This window comes from Gemmatimonadota bacterium, from assembly GCA_041390125.1.
Lineage (GTDB): Bacteria > Gemmatimonadota > Gemmatimonadetes > Longimicrobiales > Gaopeijiaceae > JAGQIF01.
In genome coordinates, this window is record JAWKQN010000026.1 from 20,086 (window position 1) to 42,297 (window position 22,212).

Annotated in this window: 21 protein-coding genes; 12 read left to right on the forward strand and 9 right to left on the reverse strand. The window is 70.9% G+C overall.

Features of this window, described 5'->3' with window-relative positions:
* The first annotated feature begins 121 nt into the window (after positions 1 to 121).
* Positions 122 to 2,230, forward strand: coding sequence for a prolyl oligopeptidase family serine peptidase (locus R3E98_20445; GenBank protein ID MEZ4425776.1), 2,109 nt, complete (start codon positions 122 to 124; stop codon positions 2,228 to 2,230).
* 67 nt (positions 2,231 to 2,297) lie between these two features.
* Positions 2,298 to 3,443: an FAD-dependent oxidoreductase gene (locus tag R3E98_20450; protein MEZ4425777.1), complete on the forward strand. Its 1,146-nt coding sequence runs from the start codon at positions 2,298 to 2,300 to the stop codon at positions 3,441 to 3,443.
* Positions 3,444 to 3,496: 53 nt separating this feature from the next.
* On the opposite strand, the gene R3E98_20455 is transcribed toward R3E98_20450, so the two are convergent.
* From R3E98_20455 to R3E98_20465, 3 genes are all read right to left on the reverse strand, one after another.
* Positions 3,497 to 3,913: a type II toxin-antitoxin system HicB family antitoxin gene (locus R3E98_20455; protein MEZ4425778.1), complete on the reverse strand. Its 417-nt coding sequence runs from the start codon at positions 3,911 to 3,913 to the stop codon at positions 3,497 to 3,499.
* 133 nt (positions 3,914 to 4,046) lie between these two features.
* A complete protein-coding gene (locus tag R3E98_20460; protein MEZ4425779.1) occupies positions 4,047 to 4,382 on the reverse strand; it encodes a PadR family transcriptional regulator in 336 nt (111 codons plus the stop codon).
* A gap of 19 nt (positions 4,383 to 4,401) precedes the next feature.
* Positions 4,402 to 7,050 (reverse strand): ABC transporter permease, encoded by a 2,649-nt coding sequence (locus tag R3E98_20465; protein ID MEZ4425780.1) that lies wholly within the window; start codon positions 7,048 to 7,050, stop codon positions 4,402 to 4,404.
* 258 nt (positions 7,051 to 7,308) lie between these two features.
* On the opposite strand from R3E98_20465, the gene R3E98_20470 reads away from it, so the two are divergent.
* Positions 7,309 to 7,851 carry a DinB family protein gene (locus R3E98_20470; GenBank protein MEZ4425781.1) on the forward strand — a complete coding sequence of 181 codons (543 nt, stop codon included), beginning with the start codon at positions 7,309 to 7,311 and terminating at the stop codon, positions 7,849 to 7,851.
* 56 nt (positions 7,852 to 7,907) lie between these two features.
* On the opposite strand, the gene R3E98_20475 is transcribed toward R3E98_20470, so the two are convergent.
* The 4 genes from R3E98_20475 to R3E98_20490 all read right to left on the reverse strand — a co-directional run bounded on the left by R3E98_20475 (position 7,908) and on the right by R3E98_20490 (position 13,029).
* Positions 7,908 to 8,720 (reverse strand): class I SAM-dependent methyltransferase, encoded by an 813-nt coding sequence (locus tag R3E98_20475; GenBank protein MEZ4425782.1) that lies wholly within the window; start codon positions 8,718 to 8,720, stop codon positions 7,908 to 7,910.
* Between the two features lie 126 nt (positions 8,721 to 8,846).
* Positions 8,847 to 9,527: a VOC family protein gene (locus R3E98_20480; GenBank protein MEZ4425783.1), complete on the reverse strand. Its 681-nt coding sequence runs from the start codon at positions 9,525 to 9,527 to the stop codon at positions 8,847 to 8,849.
* 182 nt (positions 9,528 to 9,709) lie between these two features.
* Positions 9,710 to 9,889 (reverse strand): hypothetical protein, encoded by a 180-nt coding sequence (locus R3E98_20485; GenBank protein MEZ4425784.1) that lies wholly within the window; start codon positions 9,887 to 9,889, stop codon positions 9,710 to 9,712.
* On the reverse strand, positions 9,832 to 13,029 hold the full coding sequence (locus R3E98_20490) for an amidohydrolase (protein MEZ4425785.1): 3,198 nt from the start codon (positions 13,027 to 13,029) through the stop codon (positions 9,832 to 9,834). Before R3E98_20490 ends, R3E98_20485 begins: the two co-directional genes overlap by 58 nt.
* Before the next feature lie 112 nt (positions 13,030 to 13,141).
* On the opposite strand from R3E98_20490, the gene R3E98_20495 reads away from it, so the two are divergent.
* The 7 genes from R3E98_20495 (at position 13,142) to R3E98_20525 (ending at position 18,100) form a co-directional block, all read left to right on the forward strand.
* On the forward strand, positions 13,142 to 13,573 hold the full coding sequence (locus R3E98_20495) for a hypothetical protein (GenBank protein MEZ4425786.1): 432 nt from the start codon (positions 13,142 to 13,144) through the stop codon (positions 13,571 to 13,573).
* Positions 13,574 to 13,580: 7 nt separating this feature from the next.
* Positions 13,581 to 14,180, forward strand: a complete 600-nt coding sequence (locus R3E98_20500; GenBank protein ID MEZ4425787.1) for an isoprenylcysteine carboxylmethyltransferase family protein — start codon at positions 13,581 to 13,583, stop codon at positions 14,178 to 14,180.
* 167 nt (positions 14,181 to 14,347) lie between these two features.
* A complete protein-coding gene (locus tag R3E98_20505; protein MEZ4425788.1) occupies positions 14,348 to 15,478 on the forward strand; it encodes an L-dopachrome tautomerase-related protein in 1,131 nt (376 codons plus the stop codon).
* A 78-nt stretch (positions 15,479 to 15,556) separates the two neighbouring features.
* Positions 15,557 to 16,120, forward strand: coding sequence for a peptide-methionine (S)-S-oxide reductase MsrA (gene msrA, locus R3E98_20510; protein ID MEZ4425789.1), 564 nt, complete (start codon positions 15,557 to 15,559; stop codon positions 16,118 to 16,120).
* On the forward strand, positions 16,117 to 16,734 hold the full coding sequence (locus R3E98_20515) for a DUF922 domain-containing protein (GenBank protein MEZ4425790.1): 618 nt from the start codon (positions 16,117 to 16,119) through the stop codon (positions 16,732 to 16,734). Before msrA ends, R3E98_20515 begins: the two co-directional genes overlap by 4 nt.
* A complete protein-coding gene (locus R3E98_20520) occupies positions 16,731 to 17,690 on the forward strand; it encodes a hypothetical protein (protein MEZ4425791.1) in 960 nt (319 codons plus the stop codon). Before R3E98_20515 ends, R3E98_20520 begins: the two co-directional genes overlap by 4 nt.
* A complete protein-coding gene (locus tag R3E98_20525) occupies positions 17,690 to 18,100 on the forward strand; it encodes a hypothetical protein (GenBank protein ID MEZ4425792.1) in 411 nt (136 codons plus the stop codon). The genes R3E98_20520 and R3E98_20525 overlap by 1 nt, the downstream gene beginning before the upstream one ends.
* A 67-nt stretch (positions 18,101 to 18,167) precedes the next feature.
* On the opposite strand, the gene R3E98_20530 is transcribed toward R3E98_20525, so the two are convergent.
* Both R3E98_20530 and R3E98_20535 read right to left on the reverse strand, forming a co-directional pair.
* A complete protein-coding gene (locus R3E98_20530) occupies positions 18,168 to 18,605 on the reverse strand; it encodes a thioredoxin family protein (GenBank protein ID MEZ4425793.1) in 438 nt (145 codons plus the stop codon).
* Positions 18,598 to 18,807 (reverse strand): DUF2892 domain-containing protein, encoded by a 210-nt coding sequence (locus R3E98_20535; GenBank protein MEZ4425794.1) that lies wholly within the window; start codon positions 18,805 to 18,807, stop codon positions 18,598 to 18,600. Before R3E98_20535 ends, R3E98_20530 begins: the two co-directional genes overlap by 8 nt.
* A 189-nt stretch (positions 18,808 to 18,996) precedes the next feature.
* Here R3E98_20535 and R3E98_20540 point away from each other — a divergent pair, with 189 nt between their 5' ends.
* A complete protein-coding gene (locus R3E98_20540) occupies positions 18,997 to 19,329 on the forward strand; it encodes an XRE family transcriptional regulator (protein ID MEZ4425795.1) in 333 nt (110 codons plus the stop codon).
* A gap of 319 nt (positions 19,330 to 19,648) precedes the next feature.
* A complete protein-coding gene (locus R3E98_20545) occupies positions 19,649 to 21,868 on the forward strand; it encodes a TonB-dependent receptor (GenBank protein ID MEZ4425796.1) in 2,220 nt (739 codons plus the stop codon).
* The last annotated feature ends 344 nt before the right edge of the window (positions 21,869 to 22,212 follow it).

A 22,212-nucleotide genomic window follows, 5' to 3' on the forward strand; every position in this document is an offset into this window, starting at 1 on the left:
TATATCGTCCGAGCGCGGGGAGCACCGGGGCAGGGCCCACCGACCCGCTGCAATCGGTCCGTTCCGCTGCCGGGAAAGACCGGCGAACACGGCCGTTTCCAGGCCCACGATGGAGGACGCCATGATGGCTCGTCAGCGACTTGTCCCGGCCATGCTCCTCGCAATGACCACGGGCGCGGTCGCCGATCTGGCCGGGCAGCAGGGCACCGATCCGTTCCTGTGGTTGGAGGAGGTGGAGGGTCAGCGGGCCATGGAGTGGGTCCTGGCCCGCAACGCGGAAACCCGGGCCGCCCTCCAGGCGTCGCCCTCGTACGAGCGGATGTACCAGAACACGCTGGAGCTCCTCACCTCCAGCGATCGCATCGCGTATCCCACCATGCGCGGTGAGTGGATCTACAACTACTGGACGGACGCAGAGCGACCGCGCGGCGTGTATCGCCGCACGACCTGGGACGACTATCTGGGCGGGGACCCCACCTGGGAGACCGTGCTGGACGTCGACGCCCTCGCCGAAGCGGAGGGGCAGCCGTGGGCGTTCCGGGGACTCACGTGCCTGCTCCCCGAGCAGCGCCGCTGCCTGGTCAGCCTGTCGCCGGGAGGGTCGGACGCGAACGAGGTGAGGGAGTTCGACCTCGAGCGCAAAGCGTTCGTGCCCGGGGGGTTCCACGTCCCCGTCTCCAAGAACTCGTTGGCGTGGGTGGACGAGAACACGCTGTTGGTCAGTCACAACCTGGACGAGTCGCGGACCACCACCTCCGGCTACTCGGCGGCAGTGCGGCGTTGGACGCGTGGGACACCGCTGGAACAGGCGCCCGTGATCGCGGAGGCGAATCGGGACGACATGGCGATGTTCCTCGGCACCCAGGAGACGGCGAACGGTGCGCGCGTGCTGGTGCTGCGCTTCATCACGATCTTCGACACCGAGTACAGGATCCTCGATGGCGAGCGTCTGGTTCCGATCGACATCCCCTCCGACGCGCGGTTGTCCATGGTCGGCGACCGCATGGTGCTCCACCTGATCTCGGACTGGACCGTGGGTGGAGAGACCTACCCGGCCGGTTCGGTGGTGAGCACGAGCCTGGACGAGTATCTGGCCGGTCGGCGGAACATCGAAACGGTGGTCGTGCCCGACGCGCGCTCGACCATCAACGGCGTGACGGCGACCCGTGACTATCTGCTGATCAACGAGCTGACCGAGGTGCAGGGGCACCTCTTCCGGTACTGGCGCGATCCCTCACGTGGTTGGTTGAAGGAGGAGATCCCCACGCCCCCGATGGGTTCGGTGGGCATCGGCGCCACTTCGGTGCATCACAACCGCTTCTTCTTCACGTACAGCTCGTTCATCCAGCCCAGCACGCTCTACCTGGCGGAGGAGGACGGGTCGGTCCGCGCCGTGAGGAGCCTGCCCGCGCAGTTCGACGCGACCCATCTGGTGGTGGAGCAGTTCCAGGCCGTGTCCCGGGACGGCACGCGGGTCCCCTACTTTGTCGTGCACCCGAGAGACATGCGCCTCGACGGCACCAATCCCACCCTGCAGTACGGGTACGGGGGCTTCCAGATCTCCAACACCCCCGCCTACCTGGGGGCGCAGGGCAAGGGCTGGGTGGAGAGCGGAGGCGTCTACGTCCTGGCCAACATCCGGGGCGGCGGCGAGTTCGGTCCCGACTGGTGGAAGGCGGCGCTCAAGGAGAACCGGCAACGGGCGTACGACGACTTCATCGCGGTGAGCGAGGACCTGATCGCCCGCCGGATCACCTCACCGGAACACCTGGGCATCATGGGCGGCAGCAATGGCGGTCTGCTGGTGGGAGCCGCCATGACACAACGGCCGGACCTGTACAACGCGGTGGTGATCCAGGTGCCCCTTCTGGACATGAAGCGCTATCACAGGCTCCTGGCCGGAGCGAGCTGGATGGCCGAGTACGGAGACCCGGACAAGCCCGAGGAGTGGGAGTACATCCGCAGGTACTCGCCCTATCAGAACGTGAAGGCGGATGTCGACTATCCGAAGCCGTTCATCTTCACGACGACGCGGGACGACCGCGTCCATCCGGGGCATGCGCGCAAGATGGCGGCGCTCATGCTGTCCCAGGGACACGACCTGTACTACTTCGAGAACGTGGAAGGAGGGCATGGGTCCGGCGTGACGCCCGAGCAGCAGGCCGAGTCGCTGGCGCTGTGGTTGGCCTATCTGCACGAGCAGCTCGGCCCGACGCGGCCGGTCAGTTGAACCCAACCCCTCGCATGTCCGCGTTTCCCGCCACCGCCCCGCGCAGCCGCCCTCGAAGGAAGGATCCATGGATCGTCGTGCCCTCCTGACCCGGGGTGGCCTGGGCCTGCTCGGCCTGTCCGCCTGGGGCTGCGCGTCCGCGCCCTCCACGCGCCGGGTGGATCCCGCGCTCCGCCTGGCGCCCGTGCGCGCGTCCTGGGACCGGGTGATCCGCACCACGGTGGGGCTGCGTCCGTACCGCCCGTCCGGGTTCGTGCTGAAGGCGGAGCCGTTGGGCGACACGCTCCTGATCCACAACTTCGGCCACGGTGGGTCGGGCATGTCGCTGTCGTGGGGCACGGCGCAGCTCGCGGCCGAGATGGCCCTGGAGCGGTCGGAGCGGCGCGCGGCCGTGATCGGCTGCGGCGTGGTGGGGCTGACCACGGCGCTCCAGCTCCTGCGCCGCGGGTTCGACGTGACGATCTACGCGAAGAGCGTCCCGCCCGACACCACGTCCAACCTGTCGCTGGCGAGCTGGACGCCGACCTCCGGCCTGCTCGGAGACGGTCCGCGCGCGGCGCTCTGGGACGACCAGTTCCGCAGGGCGGCCCGGATCGCCTGGACACAGCTCCAGCTCCTCGTGGGGCGGGGCTACGGCGTGTCCTGGATCGACAGCTATTCGGTGCGGGCGGATGCGCCGCGACCGGCGGCGCCCGGAGGCGAGCCGCCTCTGCTGCCGTCCGATCTGGCCACCCGCTCCCAGCTCCTGGGGCCGGGAGAGCACCCGTTCCCCACGGCGTACGCGGTGCGGCGGCCCACGCTGCGCATCGAACCGGGCATCTACCTGGACCGCCTCGTGGCGGACGTACGCGAGGCCGGCGGCCGCATCGTGATCCGGACGTTCGCGTCGCGGGCGGACCTGGTGGCGCTGGACGAACCGACCGTGGTGAATTGCACCGGCCTCGGTGCCCGCGACCTGGTCGGAGATCCGGAGCTCACACCGCTGAAGGGGCAGCTCACGCTGCTGATCCCGCAGGCGGAGGTGGACTACTCGACCTTCGGGTCCGCCACTCCCGTTCCGGGGGGCTTCGTCCACATGCAGCCGCGCGCCGACGGCATCGTGCTCGGTGGCACGAGCGTGGAAGGGGACTGGTCGCTCGAGCCGGATGAAGAGGCGCGCCGCCGCATCGTGGAGGCGCACATCGACCTGTTCGGCCGGATGGGGCGAGGGTAGCCGCGGCGGACCCAGACCCGGAACCCAGGCTTGCGCGCTCGCCTCGGGTGGTCCTAGGCGGTCTGCTTCTTCTTTCGTGGAGAAGATCCAGACGCGGTCTGCTTCTTTGGCGTGAGAGTCTTGTTGGCACGTAGCGGACGCCTCACATCCTCCGCGGCGTCCCCGACGACGCGCACAATCCAGGAGTTGATGCTCTCGCCCGAGGCGGCGGCGGCCACGGCAACGTCCCTGTGGAGATCGGAGCCGAGGCGCAGGTTCAATCTGCCGGAGAAAGGCTTCTCCGCCTCCTCGCCCCGTTCGCGGCAGACGCTCAAATAGTGGTCGACAGCTCGCTTGAGGGACTCCTTCAGCTCATCGACGGAGCCGCCCTCGAAGTAGATCTCGTCCCGAAGATCCACGACATGTCCGGTGAACAGCTCGAAGTCCGGATCGAACTCGAAAACCCCTGTATAACCCTTGTACTCGATCATGCCCTCGCCTCTGGCGTGGCGTGTCAGATCTCTCGCGCAGTCTCGAGATAGCTCCGCACCCGCTTGACCAGCCCTTTGCCGCATTCCTTTCGTGGATGCGGTCGATCGACACCGACCGTACGCGCCCGCCCCCCTACGGCTGCACCGCGCTCAGGATCCGCCCCACCGCCCGCGAGTACCGCTCCCACACCGCCGTGCGCTCGTTCAGCGCGTCGCGGCCGGCCTGTGTGAGCCGGTAGAACTTGGCTCTCCGGTTGTTCTCGGAGAGCCCCCATTCGGCTTCCACCAGGCGGCGCTCCTCCAGGCGATGCAGCGCGGGGTAGAGCGTGCCCTCCTCAATCTGCAGCTCCCTGTCGCTCTGCCCCTGGATCCAGCTCGAGACCTGGTAGCCGTGCATCGGCTCCCAGCTCAGCGCCTTGAGGATCAGGATGTCGAGCGTGCCCTGGATCAGATCGAGTGAGCCCTTCATCGGTCGCCTTTCGTGACGGTCACTCCGCGCGCAGCGCGAGCGCGGGATCGATGCGCGCGGCACGGAAGGATGGAATGGCGACGGCCACGAGCGCCACCGCCAGCAGGACGATCGGAATGCCGATCAGCACGAGTGGATCGCGCGGCGCCACCCCGAACAACAGGGACTCCATGACGCGCGCGCCCACCAGCGCGGCCACGATGCCGGCCCCCAGACCGAGCAGCGCGGGGGCCAGCCCCTCCAGCACGGTGAGCCGGACGATGCGGCCGCGGTCCGCGCCGAGCGCGACCCGCACGCCGATCTCGCGTGTGCGCGTGGAGACCAGGTAGGACAGCACGCCGTAGATGCCCACCGCCGCCAGCAGCAGCGCCAGCCCGGCGAAGAGGCCGATCAGCAGCATGTAGAAGCGGGTGGGCGCCACCTGGCGCGACACCGCCTCGCGGACCTGCTCGAAGTCGCGGATGGGCAGGTCCGGGTCCAGCGCGCGGACCTGCTCCCGGATCGCCGCGAGCGACACGGGGGCCTCGGCGCTGGAGCGTACGGTCACCCACACGAAGCCCGGTCCGTAGCGGCCATGCGGCACGTACATCTCCGGCACCGGCTCCTCGGTGACCGAGCGGCTGCGGGTGTCGCCGACGATGCCCACGACCTCCCAGTATTCCTCGGACCCGTACCCGAAATCCGCGGTCACACCGATGCGCCGACCGATCGGGTCCTCTCCGGGGAAGGCGCGCCGTGCCATCTCCTCGTTGATCAGGGTAACCTGGGGTCCACCGGCATCGTCACTGGCAAGGATCGGCCGGCCGCGCACCACGGGGATGCGCATCGTCTCCAGGTAGTCCGGACTGACCGAACGCACCGAGGCGGGGATCTCCTGCGACGGCTCCGGCTCGGGCTGCCCCTCGATGCGCAGGTCGCCGGTCATCGTGCCGCGCGCCAACGGCGCGCCGAACGCCGTGCCCACGGCCTCCACGCCCGGTAGACCGGCCAGCCGCTGCTCCAACGTGCGGTAGAACGTGCGGATCTCGGGCAGGGTGTCGTACTGCACATCGGGCAGGCTCAGCCGGAAGCGCGTGAGCGATTCCACCTCGTACCCGAGGTCTACCTGGTACATCTGGTTGAACGTGCGGAGCATCAGGCCGGCCGCGATCAGCAGCACCACGGACAGCCCCACCTCGAGCGCCACCAGCAGCCGGCGCGGACCCTGACGGGCGCTGCCGCTCCGGCCCCGGCCGGCGTGGGCGAGGTCGGCAGCCGGCGCGGACTCGGATGAGCGCAGCGCGGGGACCAGCCCCACCAGCAGGGTGACCACGACGACGATCGCCAGCGCGAAGAGCAGGACCGGGCCGTCCACGCGGACGTCCTCGATGCGTGGGATGGTGCCGGAGGACAGCCCGCGCAGCGCTCCGACGCCGCCACAGGCGAGCAGCAGCCCGAGCGCGCCACCGGCCGCGGCCAGCAGGCCGCTCTCCACCAGCATCTGCGTCGCCAGCCGACCGCGGCTGGCGCCGAGCGCACCCCGCACGGCCATCTCGCCGGTCCGGGCCGTGGCTCGCACCAGCAGCAGGTTGGCCACGTTGGCGCAGGCGATCAGCAGCACCGCGATCACCGACGCCAGCACCACCCACAGGCCGGCGCGCACGTCGCCGACCATGTCGTCCTGCAGGGAGACGATGGCGAAGCGCTTGTCCGTGTTGGAGTCGGGGAACTCGGCTGCGAGCGCGCTGGCGAGCCGGTCCGCCTCGGCCTGCGCCTGCTGGATCGTCGCACCCTCCGCGAGCCGTCCGACGGTCACCCAGGTATGGCACCCACGGCCACAGCCGTCGGGATTGATCTGTCGCGGCATCCAGATCTGCACCGTGCGCGGGAACTCGAAGCCCTCCGGTGCCACACCCACGATCTCGGTGGTCACGCCGTTGATCACGAGCGTGCGTCCGAGCACGTCGCTGGCACCGGCGAACAGCTGCTGCCAGGTGCCGTAGCTGATCACGGCCACGGGCGCGGCGTTGGCGCCGTGCTCGTCCTCGCGCAGGTCGCGGCCCAGCACCGGCGTGACCTGGAAGATGGACAACAGGCCCTCGGAGACCTGTGCGGAGGTGAGGAGCGACGGCTCGCCATCGCCTGTGAGCGTCACGTCCGACGTGGAGTAGCCGGCCAGCGCCTCGATGGCGGCGCCCTCATCGCGCACGTCCACGAAGTCCGGTTCGGACATGGAATTGGTCGGGTCCACCCACACGCGCACCAGGCGCTCCGCATCCGCGAAGGGCAGGGACCGCAGGAGGACGCCGCTGACCACGCTGAAGATGGCCGTGGTCGCGCCGATCCCCAGCGCCAGGGTGAGCACCGCCACCGCCGCGAACCCGGGATGCCGTCCGATCTGTCGGATGCCGTACCGCAGGTCCTGCCGCCACCGCCCCATCCGCTCCATCCGCTCCACCTTGCGTCGGCGACGGCCTGCGATCTCGGCGACCTCGCGCCGGATCCCCTCGTAGTCCCCGAAGCGGCGCCGCGCCTCCGCGCGGGCCTCCGCCTCCGACCAGCCCTCCCGCATCAGCTCGGCCACCTTCAGATCCAGGTGGAGAGCCAGCTCGTCGTCCACCTCGCCGTCCACGTCGCGCCCGAGAGGCGCGAGGCGGAGCACGCGGCGGAGACCTGGGAAGCGCTGCATGGACATCCGGGGTTGGGGCCGTCTGTTCCCCTATGATGACCAGGGGAAAGCTCGCATCGTTCCCCTAGGGCGACAAGGGGAAGCGGCCGCACGGGCACGGACGTGCCGTCCTGCCGCGTGTCGGACCCCTACGGCGGGCGCGGTGCGGAGGTTCCTCGCGGCGCGCCCACCGTCTCGCCCGCTGCCGCCCCGGGCCGAACCCGCCTATGTTGGCCCCGGACCTGTACGCTCCCTCGGCCCCCTGTCCGGACCCCATCGATGCCGCTGTCCCCCTCCCTCGCCCTCGCCTTCCTGCGCACGTCGCGGCGCCACCTCCTGGGCGAGTACCGACCCAAGATCGAGCGCTGCCTGGACCTGCTCACCGACCAGGACATCTGGTGGCGGCCGGACGCCGGCAGCAATTCGATCGGCAACCTGGTCCTGCACCTGTCCGGGAATGCGCGGCAGTGGATCGTGGCCGGCGTGGATGGGCAGACCGACCTGCGGGATCGCGACTACGAGTTCGCGGAGCAGGGACCCCTGTCCACCGAGCTGCTCCGGGCCCGCATGGCGAGCGCGCTCGGGGAGGTGGAGGCGGCCCTGGTGAGCCTGGAGCAACGCGCCGCGCAGGACCCCGCGCTCCTGCTCGAACGGCGCACGATCCAGGGGATGGACGTGAGCGTGCTGGAGGCCATCTACCACGTGGTGGAGCACTTCTCCCAGCACACGGGGCAGATCCTCTGGATCACCAAGATGCGGACCGGCTCCGATCTCGGGTTCTGGGTGGTGGACGCGGAGGGGGCTCGACCCAACTGGGGCTGAGGCTGGGGACCCCCGCAGTCCCTCAGTGGGGCTGAGGTTGGGGACCCCGCAGTCCCTCAGGACGCCTCGACCTCGACACCCTGGGCCGACCGGCGCGCCACCTGCAGGATGGTGCGCCAGGGTTGCACCACGCGGCCGTCGAACTCGGCGTCGATCAGCGTGCCGATGTCCGCGAGCAACGCGGTGAGCCGCGGCTCCGGAAGGCTCCGGTGGTCGGAGAACGTGCGCAGCAGCTCCAGGTAGCGGTCGCGCGGATACGCCACGCGCCAATCGAAGGTCCGCACCGCGACCGTCTCGAACCATCCTCCGCGGTCCACGTCCTCGATCTGCTCCGGGATGTGGCTCCAGGTGGCCGCGAGATCCCGCGCGGGCCACTCCGGCAGGTGGACCTGATAGACCGCCTGGACGCGCTCGAAGAACTCGCTGAAGCTGAGTCGCTGCACGTTCGAGAGGAGCACCAGGGCGCCGCCCCGGCGGACCAGCTCGGCGGCGCGGCGGACCCGGACGTCGGGATCGAGCCAGTGGAAGGACGTCGCGGCGATCACCGCGGCGAACCGCGCGTGCGGCGCGCCGTACGCCTCGAAGGGCTCCAGGACCACCTCGACATTGGGGAATCCCGCGAGCCGCGCCTGGGCGATCCGGGCCAGCGCCGGGCCGGGCTCCAGCGCGACGATCTCCAGTCCCTCACGTGCCAGTGGCAGCGTGGCCTGTCCGGTCCCGCAGCCGACCTCCAGAACGCGGTCCCCGCGCCCGAGGCCCGCGAGCCGGATCGCCTCCGGCATCACCGCGGCCGGGTAGCCAGGACGCACGCGGTCGTAGCACGCCGCCGCGCCGTCGAAGACCGAGCCGCTGTTCGCTGGTTGCCGCACGCACCGTGCTCCGGGACAAAGGGACCGCGAGTATCGCACCAGGGACGTCCCCGAGCCAGGGAAGCGCACGACCTCCGGCGCGACCACGCGATCGTTCGCGCGCGGCGACGCATTCGCGCGCCATCCTCATGACTCCGGCCAGACCACGTCCACCCCATTCAAACGCAGGAACGCCGCGCGCGGGCGCTCGCCGGCCCGTCGGAGGCGCACCACCCGCACCCGTGGGCGCGCCCCTTCGGGCGCGGGCACCACCGTGACCACGCCATCCGCCACGGCGATGCGACGTCCCCTGGACATAGGCGCCAATTCGTCCTCGCAGGGTACACCGCCCAGCGCCTCGAGCAGGGACACGAGCCCGGCGTCCGCCTCCACCACGACCTCGGCGGTGCCCGTGGACCCGTTGGCGTGGGTGGTCAGGGAGTCGGGATCGACCACGGGCGTGGCGTACTCGATGAAGAACACCGCGTCCCGGCCGGAGCCCGAGGGGACCACGTAGCGGAAGGGGCCGCCGCCGCTGCGCTCGACCGGGATGCCCACCCGCGTGGCCGCGGTGGCTACGCTCTCCGCCGGAGCGCCCAGCGCCAGGAAGGCGCCGCCCTCTCCGTCCTGCAGGAAGCGGCGGTACCCCAGCGCCAGGGCGTCCGTGGGCTCGCCCACGACAGCCATGAGTTCCACGCTGCTCCCGTCGGCGAGCTTCACGTGCCGGTTGCGGAGCCCGTTCGGGTGGAGCCGGCCCTCCTTGAGCGTGAAGCCGGCCTCGCGCCACGCACGCGAGGCGCCATCCAGATCATCCACGGGGACAACCACGTGGTCGATGCGGACCCGCGCCTCCGGCGCGGTACACCGCTCCTGACCCGCGGCCGGCCCGGACAGCGCGCCCAGGAGCAGCAGGACGGCGGACGCGAGGACGCGCCGCCGCCCGGAACGCCGCCGGACGGGGCTCCGCGGCGGGACTTCACACCGCCGCGGCTCCCCGTCGCACGTGTGCCTCAGCGCGGGACCCGCGCGTCCGCGCCCGGCTCGGCGATGACCCAGCTCGGCTGGCCCAGCGGCCGCTGGCGTGGCCAGACCTCGTCCAGGGTGTCCCCTTCGTACAGCCGACCGTTCTTCATCACGTACCGGATGGTGTTGCTGTTGCGGATGTCGTCCAGGGGGTTGGCGTCCAGCACCAGCAGGTCGGCCAGCTTGCCGCCCTCGATGGAGCCCAGCTCCTCCCCAGCCCCAGGGCCTCGGCGCCCATCTGCGTCGCGGCGCGCAGCGCTTCATGCTCCTCCAGCCCACCCGACTGCACGGCCCACAGCTCCCAGTGGTAGCCCAGGCCCTGCAGCTGCCCGTGGCTGCCGACGCCGATGCGTCCGCCCGCGTCGTAGATCTGCTTCAACCCGCGCGCGTGCTCCTCGAAGACGTACTCCTCGTCCATGAACCAGCCGTCGTTGCGGCGGCGTGTGCGCGAATCCAGGTCCTCGTGCGGCGTGAAGCGCCGCAGCTTCTCGTCCGCGTGCGGGTTCTCGGTGGCGTAGAAGTAGTTCTCCGAGAACGGACCGCCATACGACACCAGCAACGTGGGCGTGTACGTGATGGCGGAGCGGGCGGCCAGCTCCACCACGTCCCCGTAGATGGGATAGATGGGCAGCGAGTGCTCCTGACCGGGATAGCCGTCCAGCATCATGGTGAGGTCGTACGCGAACATCAGCCCACCTTCGGTGGTGGGCATCAACTCCTGCTCCTTGGCCGCCATGATGACCCACTGCCGCTGCTGGCGGTTGCCGGCCATGTACATCTTGATGGTCTTGGTGTCGTAGTACTCGCTGTAGCGCCGGAGGATGTCGCGCGCGTGCTCGAGGTCGCGGATCGGATCCTCGACGTAGTCACCGAACACGCCGGGCCCCGTCGAGTAGACGCGCGGTCCCAGCACCTCGCCCGCGTCCACGAGGTCCCCGTACGTGATCACGTCCGTGCTGGACGTCTGCGGATCGCGCGTCGTGGTCACGCCGTACGCCAGGTTGGCCATGTACATCCAGACCTGGCTCTTGTGGATGCCCCAACTGGGCCACATGTGGGAGTGGGTGTCCACGAACCCCGGCACGATCGTGCGGCCACTCACGTCGATCTCCTCCGCACCGGCCGGGATGTCCACCTGGCCGCGCGGGCCCACCGCGGCGATGCGGTTGTTGCGCACCACCACGTCCGCGTTCTCGATCACCTCGTCTCCCCGCATGGTGATCACGCGGGCGCCGCGCAGCGCCACCACGCCTTCGGGCAGGTCGCGCGTGGCCTGGATGCGGATGCGGGTCTCCGCGGCCTCGTAGGCATCGTCGCCGGAGGACGTCGTGTCGGACGGATTGGCCCGGCGCGCATCGGCGATCGAATCCTCCACCGCTTCGGCGCGATCCAGGTCGTAGACGAAGTGCGCGTTGCCGATCGACCAGTGCACGCTGCGGCCGTCCGACGCCCACGCCGGGAACTGCCCGCCCACCACGGTGAGCTTGCGGGCCGGGAAGGCCGCGTTGGCAGGATTGGCGACCGAGATGATCGGCGTCTCGCCACCCACGTAGGGGACGGTCACCACGTACAGGTCGTTGTTGACCTGCGCGAGGGCCTGGTCGCCCCGGGGCGCCTTGAGGATCACCGACGCCGTGTTGGGCGAGGGCGCCTCGGGGCGGGTGTTGCCCACCACCTTGACGTGCTGCCGCTCGTCCGTGCCGTCCCAACGGATGGAGACGAGCCCGTTCTGGCCGTGCGTCAGCCAGATGCGGTCCGGATCCGTGGCGAAGTGCGGCGTGGAGCGGCCCTCCGTGGGCGCGATGGCCGTGGCGTCCCCGCCCGCGGCCGGGATCCACACCAGGTCCTCCTCGGCACCGGGCGCGTTGGGGCCGGTGGCCTCCTGGTAGGCGCGCGCGGGCCCGCGGATGGCCACGATGCGCTCTCCGTCCGGAGACCAGGCGAGCTGCTGCCAGGTCGCGGCCATGCGCGTGAGCTGCTGCGCCTGTCCCTGTCCGTTCGCGCGGCGGCGGTGGATGTGGCCGCCGTCCGGCGTCCACGTCACCCAGGCCACCCACTGTCCGTCCGGCGACCAGGTCGGATACGCCTCGGTGGTGCCGGCCGGTCCCTCGGTCAGCCGCCGCGGCGTGCCGGACGGGTAGTCCATGACGTAGAGCTTGTCGAGCGCGGTGAAGGCGAGGCGTGCGCCGTCCGGCGAGGGCACCGCATCGCGGATCTGCCGCACGGTGAACTCCGGCGTGTCCGCGATGTCGTAGGAGAAGCGTACCTCGGGTCCCATCGCGATCTCCTCCCGCACGCGGAAGGGAACGGCGACCGGATCCCCACCGGCGACGGGCACGCGCCAGATCCTGCCCCCCCAGGACGCCACCAGCTCACGCGAATCCGGCGTGAACGACATGCCGGGCAGCGCGTCGCGGTCCGCGATCGACTCCAGGTCGTCACGCTGCACCGGGTAGACCAGCCAGCGCTCGGCGCCGCTCTCCAGGTCGCGCAGGCGCAGCCCGGTCTGGTCCTCGAAGCGCGATCCGTACACCAGCCAGCGGCCGTCCGGCGAGAGCGTGGGCCGGAACGCGGAGCCGTAGCGCGACGAGCGCGTGTAGGTGCGACCCGTGTCGCGATCGTACACCGCGATCTGGTACTGCGGGAACGACGCGTTGTAGTCCCAGCTCCGCATCCGGCGTCCGTGCCAGATCCAACGGCCGTCCGGGCTCACTGCGGCGCCGACCGTCTTCAGGGGATCGGGATCCTCCATCAGCACGCGGCCGCTGCCGCCGTCCACGTGGCCCATCCAAAGCTTGACCACGCCGAGCCGCGACTCGCTGCGCGAGGCCAGCACGTATTCGCCGTCCGGCGTCCATTCGGGCGAGACCCAGCCGTTGTCGTTCCCCTTGGTGATCTGCGCCGTGTCGCCGCTGGCCAGCTCCAGCGTCCACAGGTTCTGCCCGCCGGAGCGGTCGGAGACGAAGAGCAGCTTCGAGCCATCCGGGCTGTAGACCGGCTGCGCGTCGAAGGCGAGTCCGCTCGTGATGCGACGGGCGTCGCCCCCGCCGATCGGCACCGTGTAGAGGTCGCCGAGCAGGTCGAACGCGATGGTGCGTCCGTCGGGGCTCACGTCCAGCGAGATCCAGGACCCCTCGTCCGTATCCAGCGTGAAGGAGCGCTCCGCGGGCAGCGGGAGCGAAGCCTTGGACGCGCTGCTGTCCCCGGCGGCCGGGGTTTCCTGGGCCGCCAGCGCGGGCGCCAGCAGCGACGCGAAAAGGAACGCGCCGGTCCCGAGCGCAGTCGAAGACAGGGTGGGCGTGTTCATGGCGGAGCGTCCTCCCGGAGGCGTCGTGCGTGCGTTGCTCATGATGTAGGATACGGGGGAGAGGCGGCGCGCAGCCATGAGCCGGGACGGAACGCGGAGCGGGAGTGGACGGATGACGGCGGTACCCTGGACCCTCGGAGGACTCGCACTGGTGGTGGCCGCGGGCTGGGTCTCCCCGTTCGCACGCACGCTCGCGGGCGCGCTGGCCTGTCTGGCCGGCGTGGCCGTCGCGTTCTTCGGCGTCCTGTCGACGCCGCCGGAGGTGGGTCAGGCTTTCGGGGGCAGCGCGCTCATGGCGACCGGCAGCATGGCCATGGCCATGGCCTCGTTCCGCCGCTGGGTGCTGGTCGCGCTGCTGTTCGTGGTGGGCATCCCCTTCTCGATGGTGCTGTGGATGAGCCTGCGTCTGGTCGCGGCCGACGCCGCCACCGTCCAGTCCACCGCGCTGCAGTGGGTGGCGCTGGGTGTGGTCGTGGCCCTGGGCGCGTTCGGGGTGGAGCTGGCGGCCGCCTGGTCCACCCGCGCCCGCAAACCCAAGGGCTGAGGTCTCCGTGGGAGACGCACCGGTGGACGTGGTGCGCCACTGGATGGCGGTGCTCCTGGTGATCGGCTACCCGCCCGGCGTGCTCTACTGGTACGCCGTCCATCCCTTCGCGGAGCGCTGGCGGCGTCTGGGACCCGCGGTCTCGCTGGCCATCCTGCTGCCCGCGCTGGTCGGGGCGGTCCTGGCCGGTCTGGCCGTCCGGGCGTCGCTCATCGGGGCCGATCTGGGCTTCACGTGGGCCACCGTCCTGCCGGGCCTGCTGCTGTACGGGCTGGGCCTGGGGGTGGAGCGCCGCTGCCGGCGTCAGCTCCGCCTCCGGGTGCTGGCCGGGGTGCCCGAGCTGTCCCAGGCCCGACCCGGCCGCCTCCTCACGGAGGGCATCTACGGCCGGGTGCGGCACCCGCGCTACGTGGCCGTGCTGCTCACCACCACCGGGTGGGCGCTGGTCGCCAACCACACGGGGGCCTACGTCCTCTCGCTGGCCGCCTCGCTGGCCCTGTTCGGGGTGGTGGGGCTGGAGGAGCGGGAGCTCGCCGACCGGTTCGGTCATGCCTGGACCGAATACGCTCGTCGGGTCCCCCGTTTCGTGCCCCGACCCGGTCACTGACCCGGCGCGGGCCCACGCCCCCCGCGGTGTGGGATCGGCACACAGAATGCACCCTCCAGATGCACGGCCCGTGGTGGAATCGCGACACAAAGTCGCGCAAGTGCGCTCCCATGCATGCTTTGCAGGGGTGCCACACCGGGGCTCCCCCTGGAGTGTGTCAGGCATCGATGAAGCTGGTCCAGCATCTCCTGCTGCTGGTGCTCGGCGTGACGGCGGTCGTGGGACTGGGAGTGCGTCTGCGCTACGGCGGCGGCAAGCCCTTCCCCGAGCTCACCGTGGCGGAGGGCATCGATCAGGACCGTCTCGAGAAGGTGGCGGAGCTGGCGCTCCCCCCGGCCAAGGTCATCGTGACCGCCGAGGGCCGGACGTTCTTCGTGGCCCACCCGGCCATGGAGGCGGACGGGGCCAAGCTCTTCGAGATCGTGGACGGCCGCCCCATCGCCTATCCCAACGAGGCCTTCCAGGCCCAGTTGCGTGCGCCTTCGGCGCTGGCGCTGGACGGGGACGGACGCCTGTGGGTGCTGGACGGCGGTTCCATGGGCATCGAGCCGCACCGGATCTACGCCTTCAACCTGCACGCCAACCGGGTGGTGCACGAGCACGCCTTCGTCCCGGACGTGGCCGAGATCGGCTCGTACTACGCCGACATGCAGGTGACGCGCGACGGGAACTACGTCTTCATCGCCGACGCGAGCATCGTGCGGCGCAATCCCGCGCTGGTCATCTACGACGTGCGCAAGCGACGCAGCCGCCGCGTGCTGGAGGGCCATCCCGGGTTCATGCCGCAGGACTGGATCGTGCGCACGGCCCAGCGGGACCTGGTCTACTACAAGGGACTCGTGGCCTTCAAGGCCGGCTTGAGCGGCGTGGCCTTGAGCTGGGACGGCGAGTGGCTCTACCTGACGGCGCTGTCCCACGATCGCCTCTACCGCATCTCCACCGAGCTGCTGACCGGGACGGAGCCGCGCGGAGGCCTGGCGTCGCACCTGGAGGACGTGGGCCGCAAGCCACTGTCCGACGCGGTGGCGTTCGACCGCTGGGGCAACGTGCTGGTGGGGGACGTGGAGCATGGAGGCGTGGCGCGCCTGCGGGGCGACGCCGTGCAGATGCTGATCCGGGGCGAGCAGATCCGCTGGCCCTCGGGCTTCTGGAGCACCGGCGAGGGGTGGGTCTACATCGCCGACGCCGGCCTGCCGGACGTGCTGTTCCAGTCGCCGCTGCACCGGGCGGAGAGCGCTCCGTACGTGCTCTGGCGCTTCCGGCCCTCGCCGCCCAACCGCATGGCGTTGCGGGAGTAGCGCGGGTCGGAACCCCCGGCAGCGGCCGACGTATTCCACGTCCACCCGTCGGACGCCCCATGCCGTGCAGGAGGAGCCGTGAACGCCGCAGCCTCGCAGGTCGCCACCCTCGGCGGCGGGTGCTTCTGGTGCTTGGAAGCCGTCTACGAGCAGCTCCAGGGTGTCACGTCGGTGGTGTCCGGCTACGCCGGCGGGCACCGCAGGAATCCCAGCTACGAGCAGGTCTGCACCGGCACCACCGGCCACGCCGAAGTGGTGCAGGTCACGTTCGATCCGTCGGTCATCACCTACCGGGAGATCCTGGAGGTGTTCTTCGCCATCCACGATCCCACCACGCTGAACCGGCAGGGTGCGGACGTGGGGACGCAGTACCGCTCCGTGATCTTCCATCACTCCCCGGAGCAGGAGGCCGAGGCGCGTGCGGTGATGACCGCGCTCGAGGCCGAAGGCATCTGGGACGCGCCGCTGGTCACGCAGGTGGAGCCCGTGCCGGAGTTCTTCCCGGCGGAGGCGTACCACCAGGAGTACTTCCGCAACAACCCGGGCCAGGGCTACTGCCGTGCGGTGGTGGCGCCCAAGGTGGCCAAGTTCCGGCAGCGCTTCCTGCACAAGCTGAAGGGCGCCACCCAACCGGCTCCGTGAGCGCCGCACCGGGCGGGATCGGCCCGCGCGCACGCACGCGGTGGCGGCTCCTGTCGCGGGTCGCGGCCGTGGCGCTGTCCCTCCCCGTCTCCCTGTCCGCGCAGACCCGGCGGGACGCACCGCTCGGACACGGCGTGCACAGCTTCGTGGACGAGGAGACCTACGCGGTGCAGGGTCGCTCCTTCCGCGAAGCCTACGCGCAGATCCAGGCGGAGGGGCCGGCCGATTCCGCCGGGCGCCGCAAGCACGGTCTGACCTCCTACGAGCTGGAGCCGTCGTGGCAGTTCGTGGAGAGTCGGCGCGCCTGTCGCATGCGGGTGGTGAGCATCGTGGCCCGCGTGCGCGTGCGCCTGCCCGACTGGACGGAGGCGGAGTCGAGCGACGCCGCGTCGAAGGCCGCCTGGGACGCCTACATCACGGAGCTGCGCAAGCACGAGCACACGCACCGCGACTACGTGCTCGAAGCGGCGTCCGCGCTCTTCGACGAGCTGCAGGGTCTGAACGCGGCGCGCTGCGACGACCTGCGCAGTGACGCCAGCACACGCACGGCGCGCGCGTACCGCGCGTTGCAGGAGCGGCAGGCCGCGCTGGACGCTGGCGAGGCCGGGCGGTGATCTCCCGCCGGGGAGGCGCGGCGCCCGTCCTGATGCTGGTGCTGCTGATGTTCGCGGTGGCGCTCGGCTGGGTGGCGCGCGAGCGGCAACAGGCGGTGGCGGCGCAGCAGGAGGCCATCCCGCCCGCCCGGGTGCTGGTGCGCACGGGGGCCGTCCCGCGCGCCGTGCGCGAATCCTCCGGGGTGGCCGTCAGCCGGACGCACCCGGGGGTGCTGTGGACCCACAACGACTCCGGCGGGGACGCCGAGCTGTTCGCGATCGACCTGGCAGGCGAGGTGCTCGGCCGGGTGGAGCTGGACGGGGCGGGCGCGCGCGACTGGGAGGACATCGCCCTGGGGCCCTGCCCGGCCTCCTGGGAGGAGCCGGCGAGCTGCCTGTACGTGGCCGACACCGGCGACAATGCCGGCGTACGCCGCGACGTCACGCTGTACGTCCTGCCGGAACCCGCGCCGGATGCGCGCGAGGTGAAGCCCAGGGCCGAGCTCGACTTCACGTACGACACGGGTCCGGACGACGCCGAGGCCGTGGCGGTCACGGCGGAGGGCGACCTGATCGTGGTCACCAAGGGGCGCCACGGACACGTGACGCTGTACGAGCTCGGGCACGAGGCGCTGGATGAAGCCCTGGGACAGAAGGGGCGGGTGACGCTCGGACCCGGCCAGCGGCTCCCGATCGAGCCCGACCGCCGGCTGCAGCGCCTGGTCACCGGCGCGGCCATCTCGGCGGGCGGCCGCCTTGCCGTCCGGACCTACCCGGAGGTCTACTTCTTCGACCGGACGGACGCGGGCTGGACTCTTGCAGGGGCCTGCTCCTTCTGGAACCGGAACATGACCGGGGAGGCCATCGACTTCCTGGACGAGCACCAGATGGTGGTCACGGGGGAGTGGGTGCGGAGCCGCCCGGGCGACATCTTCCGGGTCCGCTGCGATGCCGAGGACGGAGGACAGGAGCGCTGATGGTTCGCAACATCGCGGGAGTGGTCGTGGGCCTGGCCCTGGGCGTGCTCGCCATCCTCCTGGTGGAGATGGTGGGGCAGGCGATCGTGCCGCTGCCGCTGGATGCCGAGCGGAGCGATCCGGCCATGCTGGCCGCCGCCGTGGCCTCGGTGCCCATGACGGCGTTCCTGTTCGTGGTGCTGGCCTGGGCCGCGGGCGCCTTCGTGGGCGCCTGGATCGCGGCCCGGCTCGGCAGCCGGGGCGCCGCGGCGGTGGTGGTGGTCATCCTGCTGCTGACCAGCGTGTACAACATGGCCGTCCTGCCCAACCCCCTCTGGTTCTGGGTGCTCGGGGTGCTGGCCTTCCCGGCGCTGGGCGTGCTGGGGGCGCGGATGGGGGAGCGGGGGCGGCCGGCGTCCGCCCACGTCTGAGCGGATCCTCCGGATCGAAGCGTTGCCACACCCCATGTGAACCCGCCGCGGGCGGGCTGACCGGACGTCAGCGCGCTGCCCCACCTCGCGGCCAGATCCCCCAAGCCAGCACGCCCACGGCGGCCGTCCCCAGCACCGCCACCTCCCCCGTCCACCAGGCCAGCGCGCCCAGGGCCACCGCCGCGAAGACGGGCAGCCCGCGGCCGGCCGCGGGGCGGGAGACCGGGCGGGTGCCGTCCAGGGCGGACTGGAACAGCCCCCGCACCACGCCCTCCCCGCCCGCACCCAGGTGGCGGCCCAGCACGGTGGAGCCCGACAGGGCGACCAGCGTGGGGACGGCCCGCACCGCGAGGGCACGGGCCGCGTCCGGATTCTCGGCCACATTGAGCGACTGGTAGCGGACGCGGCCCTCGAAGTCGCGGGCCACGCCTTCGACCAGCGGCATCATCGCCTTGCAGTGCGGGCAGGTCGGAGACCAGGCCAGCACCACAGAGGCGTCAGGCATGGCGCGCGGCCTTGTTGGTGCGGAAGCCGAACAGCGAGTAGGCCGGGCACCAGCCGATCAGGCCGGTCAGCAGCGGCACGAAGCCCAGGAACTTGAAGACGGTCCCGAGCGTGCCGGTGACCACACCGCCCCAGCCCAGGCCCAGCAGCGCGAGTCCCACGATGACGCGCGCGGCGCGGTCCCAACCCGCTTCGTTGATCATGACGTCCTTCCAGGCTCGGTGGGTGGACGCCGGAGTGGCGTCCTCTAGGGGAGAGAGCCGGGGAGGGGTGCGGAGGATTCAGGGGGGAGCTGGAGGTGGGCCCATTGTGGCATGGAGTGTGTATGCATTCAAATGCATATTGCCTGAATGGCATACGAGATGAACCCTCCGACGCGAGGGATTGATCTGATGGCGACCAAGTTCCGTGAGATTCGTGAGCGCCTCACTCCCGAGAGACAGGAGCGCATCCGCGAGCGCACCAAGGAGCTTCTGGAGGAACTGCCACTCCAGGAGTTGCGCCAGGCGCGAGCCTGGTCGCAGGAGGAGCTGGCGGAAGTGCTCGGCCTGAACCAAGCGACGATCTCGAAGCTTGAACGTCGCACGGACATGTACTTGAGCTCGCTCCGTCGCTTCATCGAAGCGATGGGCGGAGAGCTCGAGATCACCGCCAGCTTCCCAGAAGGTCGGGTTCGGATCCAGCTCTTCGAAGACCTGGAGGCGGCCAGGCCCGCCAAGGGATAGCGGGCCTCCCTCCCGGAGATGTCCAAATTCCAGGACGTCCCGGCGACGGGAGGACGACCAGGGAGCGGCACGCGGCCGCGGGTGAACTGAGTCGGGAGGGGGCGGGGCACCGCGTCCATATTGGTGCCGATCCATAAGGTTCGGGCCCAAACCCTATTTTTGGGTCGCGCTTGGATAAGGCAGCTTCTCCTGGGAGGCGAGAGGCAGGCCGCCCGAACCCAATCCCCCGGCGCCTGGCACCTCCCCACCCCCGCAACTTAGGTTCGCCTAACACCGAGATCCGCTCGGGTCCCCCGCCCCGCGCATTCTGGACAGCCTCGTGATCGCAGCCACCCTGCTCGCCGCCTCCCTCTCCCTTCCCGCCCTCACCGCCTCCACTCCCGCTCCCGACACCGTCCGCGGTCGCGTGACCGACGGCACCTCCACGGCCGTGGCCGACGCGCGCGTGGTGGTGACCGAGTTCGGGCGGGTCGTCACCACGGGCCCCGATGGCCGGTTCGCCCTGCCGCTGCCCGACGGCCACTACACGGCCGTGGTGGACCATCCGGGCTTCGCGGCGCGCCGCATCGTGCTGGACGTCCCTGTCTCCGGCCTGGTCGAGGTGGAGCTCGCCGCCGCCCCGCTCCAGCTCGATCCGCTGAGTGTCACCGCCGAGCGTGCGCCCTCCGCGGCGTCGGGCTCCCCGCTGCCCATCACCACGCTGGAGCCCGAGGCGCTCGATCGGCGGCGCATCCGCTCGCTGGCCCGCGCCATCGACGGGCTGCCGGGCGTGGACGCGCTGACCACGGGCGAGCAGATCGGCAAGCCGGTGGTGCGGGGGCTGTCGGGCGCCCGGGTGCTGGTGCTCGAGAACGGCCACCCGCTGCGCGACTACTCGTGGAGTGACGAGGACGGCCCCGCCATCGACCCCGCACTCGAAGACCGCGTGGAGGTGATCCGCGGACCGGCCAGCGTGCTCTACGGGTCGGACGCGATCGGCGGCGTGGTCAACGCGCTGCCGGCGCCGCTGCCGTACGCGGGACCCTCCCGCACCAGCGTGGGGCTCACCCTGGCCTCCAACGACCGCGAGGCGGGCGGATCGCTCCGGCACGAAGGCGCCTCGGGAGCCTGGGCCTGGCGCGTGGCCGGCGTGGGCCGGCTGGGCCAGGACATCCACACGCCGAGCGGGCCCATCGACAACACCGGGTTCTTCGCGGCGGCGGGCGAGCTGGCCCTCGCGCGGCACTCGGAGCGCGGCACCACCACGCTGCGCTATTCCCGGCAGGGCGGGGAATACAAGCTGCTGGAGGCCAACGGTCCCCCTCCGGGCGTGGAGGAGGCGGATGAAGGCCCCGAGCGGAAGTCCGCCGACGACCGCATCCAGCTCGACGGCAATTACGTGCTGGGCGGCACGCGGCTGGAGACGCGGGCCCAGTGGCAGCGGCACTGGATCGCCGAGCTGTCGGACGATCTCTCCACGCCGGGTCAGAAGATCGAGACCGAGGTGTTCAACCTCGCGCTCAACTCGTTCTCCGGGGACGTGCTGCTGCATCACGGGGGCGAACGGGTCGGCGGCACGGTGGGGGTGAGCCTGCTCCGTGAGATCAACGACACGCGGGGTGCGGTGCCGCTGGTGCCGGATGCGACCACGTCCTCCGCCGCGCTGTTCGCGTTCGAGCAGGCGAGCGTGGGGCCGATCCGGCTGCTGGCCGGCGTGCGGGCCGAGACGCACTCCATCGATGCGGACGCCAACGCCGACCTGGCTCTGGCCGCGCAGACGCGGTCCAGCGACGTGGTGGTGGGCAACGTGGGGGCGGTCCTGAACCTCACCGGCAACCTGTCCGTGGCCGCCAACGTGGGGCGGGCCTTCCGGGCGCCGAACCTGTTCGAGCTGTTCACGAACGGACCCCGGCTGGGCGAGGCCCGCTACGAGATCGGCGATCCCGAGCTGACCCCCGAGACCAGCGTGAACCTGGACGGCTCCGTGCGGTGGGATTCGCCCCGGGTGCACGCCGAGCTGTCCGGCTACCACAACCGGATCGACGACTTCGTGTTCGTGGCCCCGACCGGCGAGTTCCGGAACGGGCTCCGGGTCTTCCGCTACGCCCAGGCCAACGCCGAGCTGGACGGGGGCGAGGCCCTGGTGCGGGTGCGGCCCACGGACCTGCTCACGCTGGAGGCCCGCTTCGACGCCGTGGAGGGCCGGCGGGTGGCCAGCGACGAGCCCCTCCCGTTCATCCCGCCCCCGCACGCCGCGTTCGAGGCCGAGCTGCACCCGGGCCACTGGACCACAGCCTTCACGCACCCCAGAATCGGGGTGGAGGTGGAGGCGGTGGCCGAGAAGGAGGACGCCGCCGCCAACGAGCTGGCCACGGGCGGGCACGCCGTGCTGAACCTGGACCTGGGCGGTGAGCTCCACCTGGGCGCCCGGGACTTCAACGTGGACCTGCAGGTCCGGAATGTCACGAACGCGGAGTACCGGAGCTTCCTGAGCCGGTACAAGGAGTTCGCGAGCGATCCGGGGCGGTCGGTGGTGTTGTTGGTGGGGGTGGGGTTGTAGGGGGTTCGACCCTCGGGACCAGCAGCGAGTGGGCGTAAGAAGTCAGCTTGGGCTACCGCTGTGAGCTCAGAGGGCGCCGAGCTCGCGGGCGATTCACGCTACTGGCTCCGGACTCAGAACATGGGGATTTATGAGCTATTGGCCTCCGGGGCTAGCGTCGTATTGCGTCAAGCGATAGGGATCGGCCAAAGGTACTCAGATGATTCACACGAATAGGACATGATCACGTGAGCAGGGCCAATCACGGGCCAGCCAGCAGCCGTGTAGACGATCCAGAGGCTGTGCGAAGCATGCTGCGTCGACACCTTCTTGATCTTGGATTCTCGCAGAACGGGCACGGCTAT

What these genes read in the sequence shown, in the direction of transcription:
- R3E98_20445 (MEZ4425776.1), top strand. Translation starts at nt 122, where the DNA reads ATGATGGCTCGTCAGCGACTTGTCCCGGCCATGCTCCTCGCAATGACC.
- R3E98_20450 (MEZ4425777.1), top strand. Translation starts at nt 2,298, where the DNA reads ATGGATCGTCGTGCCCTCCTGACCCGGGGTGGCCTGGGCCTGCTCGGC.
- R3E98_20455 (MEZ4425778.1), bottom strand. Translation starts at nt 3,913, where the DNA reads ATGATCGAGTACAAGGGTTATACAGGGGTTTTCGAGTTCGATCCGGAC.
- R3E98_20460 (MEZ4425779.1), bottom strand. Translation starts at nt 4,382, where the DNA reads ATGAAGGGCTCACTCGATCTGATCCAGGGCACGCTCGACATCCTGATC.
- R3E98_20465 (MEZ4425780.1), bottom strand. Translation starts at nt 7,050, where the DNA reads ATGCAGCGCTTCCCAGGTCTCCGCCGCGTGCTCCGCCTCGCGCCTCTC.
- R3E98_20470 (MEZ4425781.1), top strand. Translation starts at nt 7,309, where the DNA reads ATGCCGCTGTCCCCCTCCCTCGCCCTCGCCTTCCTGCGCACGTCGCGG.
- R3E98_20490 (MEZ4425785.1), bottom strand. Translation starts at nt 13,029, where the DNA reads ATGAACACGCCCACCCTGTCTTCGACTGCGCTCGGGACCGGCGCGTTC.
- R3E98_20495 (MEZ4425786.1), top strand. Translation starts at nt 13,142, where the DNA reads ATGACGGCGGTACCCTGGACCCTCGGAGGACTCGCACTGGTGGTGGCC.
- R3E98_20505 (MEZ4425788.1), top strand. Translation starts at nt 14,348, where the DNA reads ATGAAGCTGGTCCAGCATCTCCTGCTGCTGGTGCTCGGCGTGACGGCG.
- R3E98_20525 (MEZ4425792.1), top strand. Translation starts at nt 17,690, where the DNA reads ATGGTTCGCAACATCGCGGGAGTGGTCGTGGGCCTGGCCCTGGGCGTG.
- R3E98_20530 (MEZ4425793.1), bottom strand. Translation starts at nt 18,605, where the DNA reads ATGCCTGACGCCTCTGTGGTGCTGGCCTGGTCTCCGACCTGCCCGCAC.
- R3E98_20535 (MEZ4425794.1), bottom strand. Translation starts at nt 18,807, where the DNA reads ATGATCAACGAAGCGGGTTGGGACCGCGCCGCGCGCGTCATCGTGGGA.
- R3E98_20540 (MEZ4425795.1), top strand. Translation starts at nt 18,997, where the DNA reads ATGGCGACCAAGTTCCGTGAGATTCGTGAGCGCCTCACTCCCGAGAGA.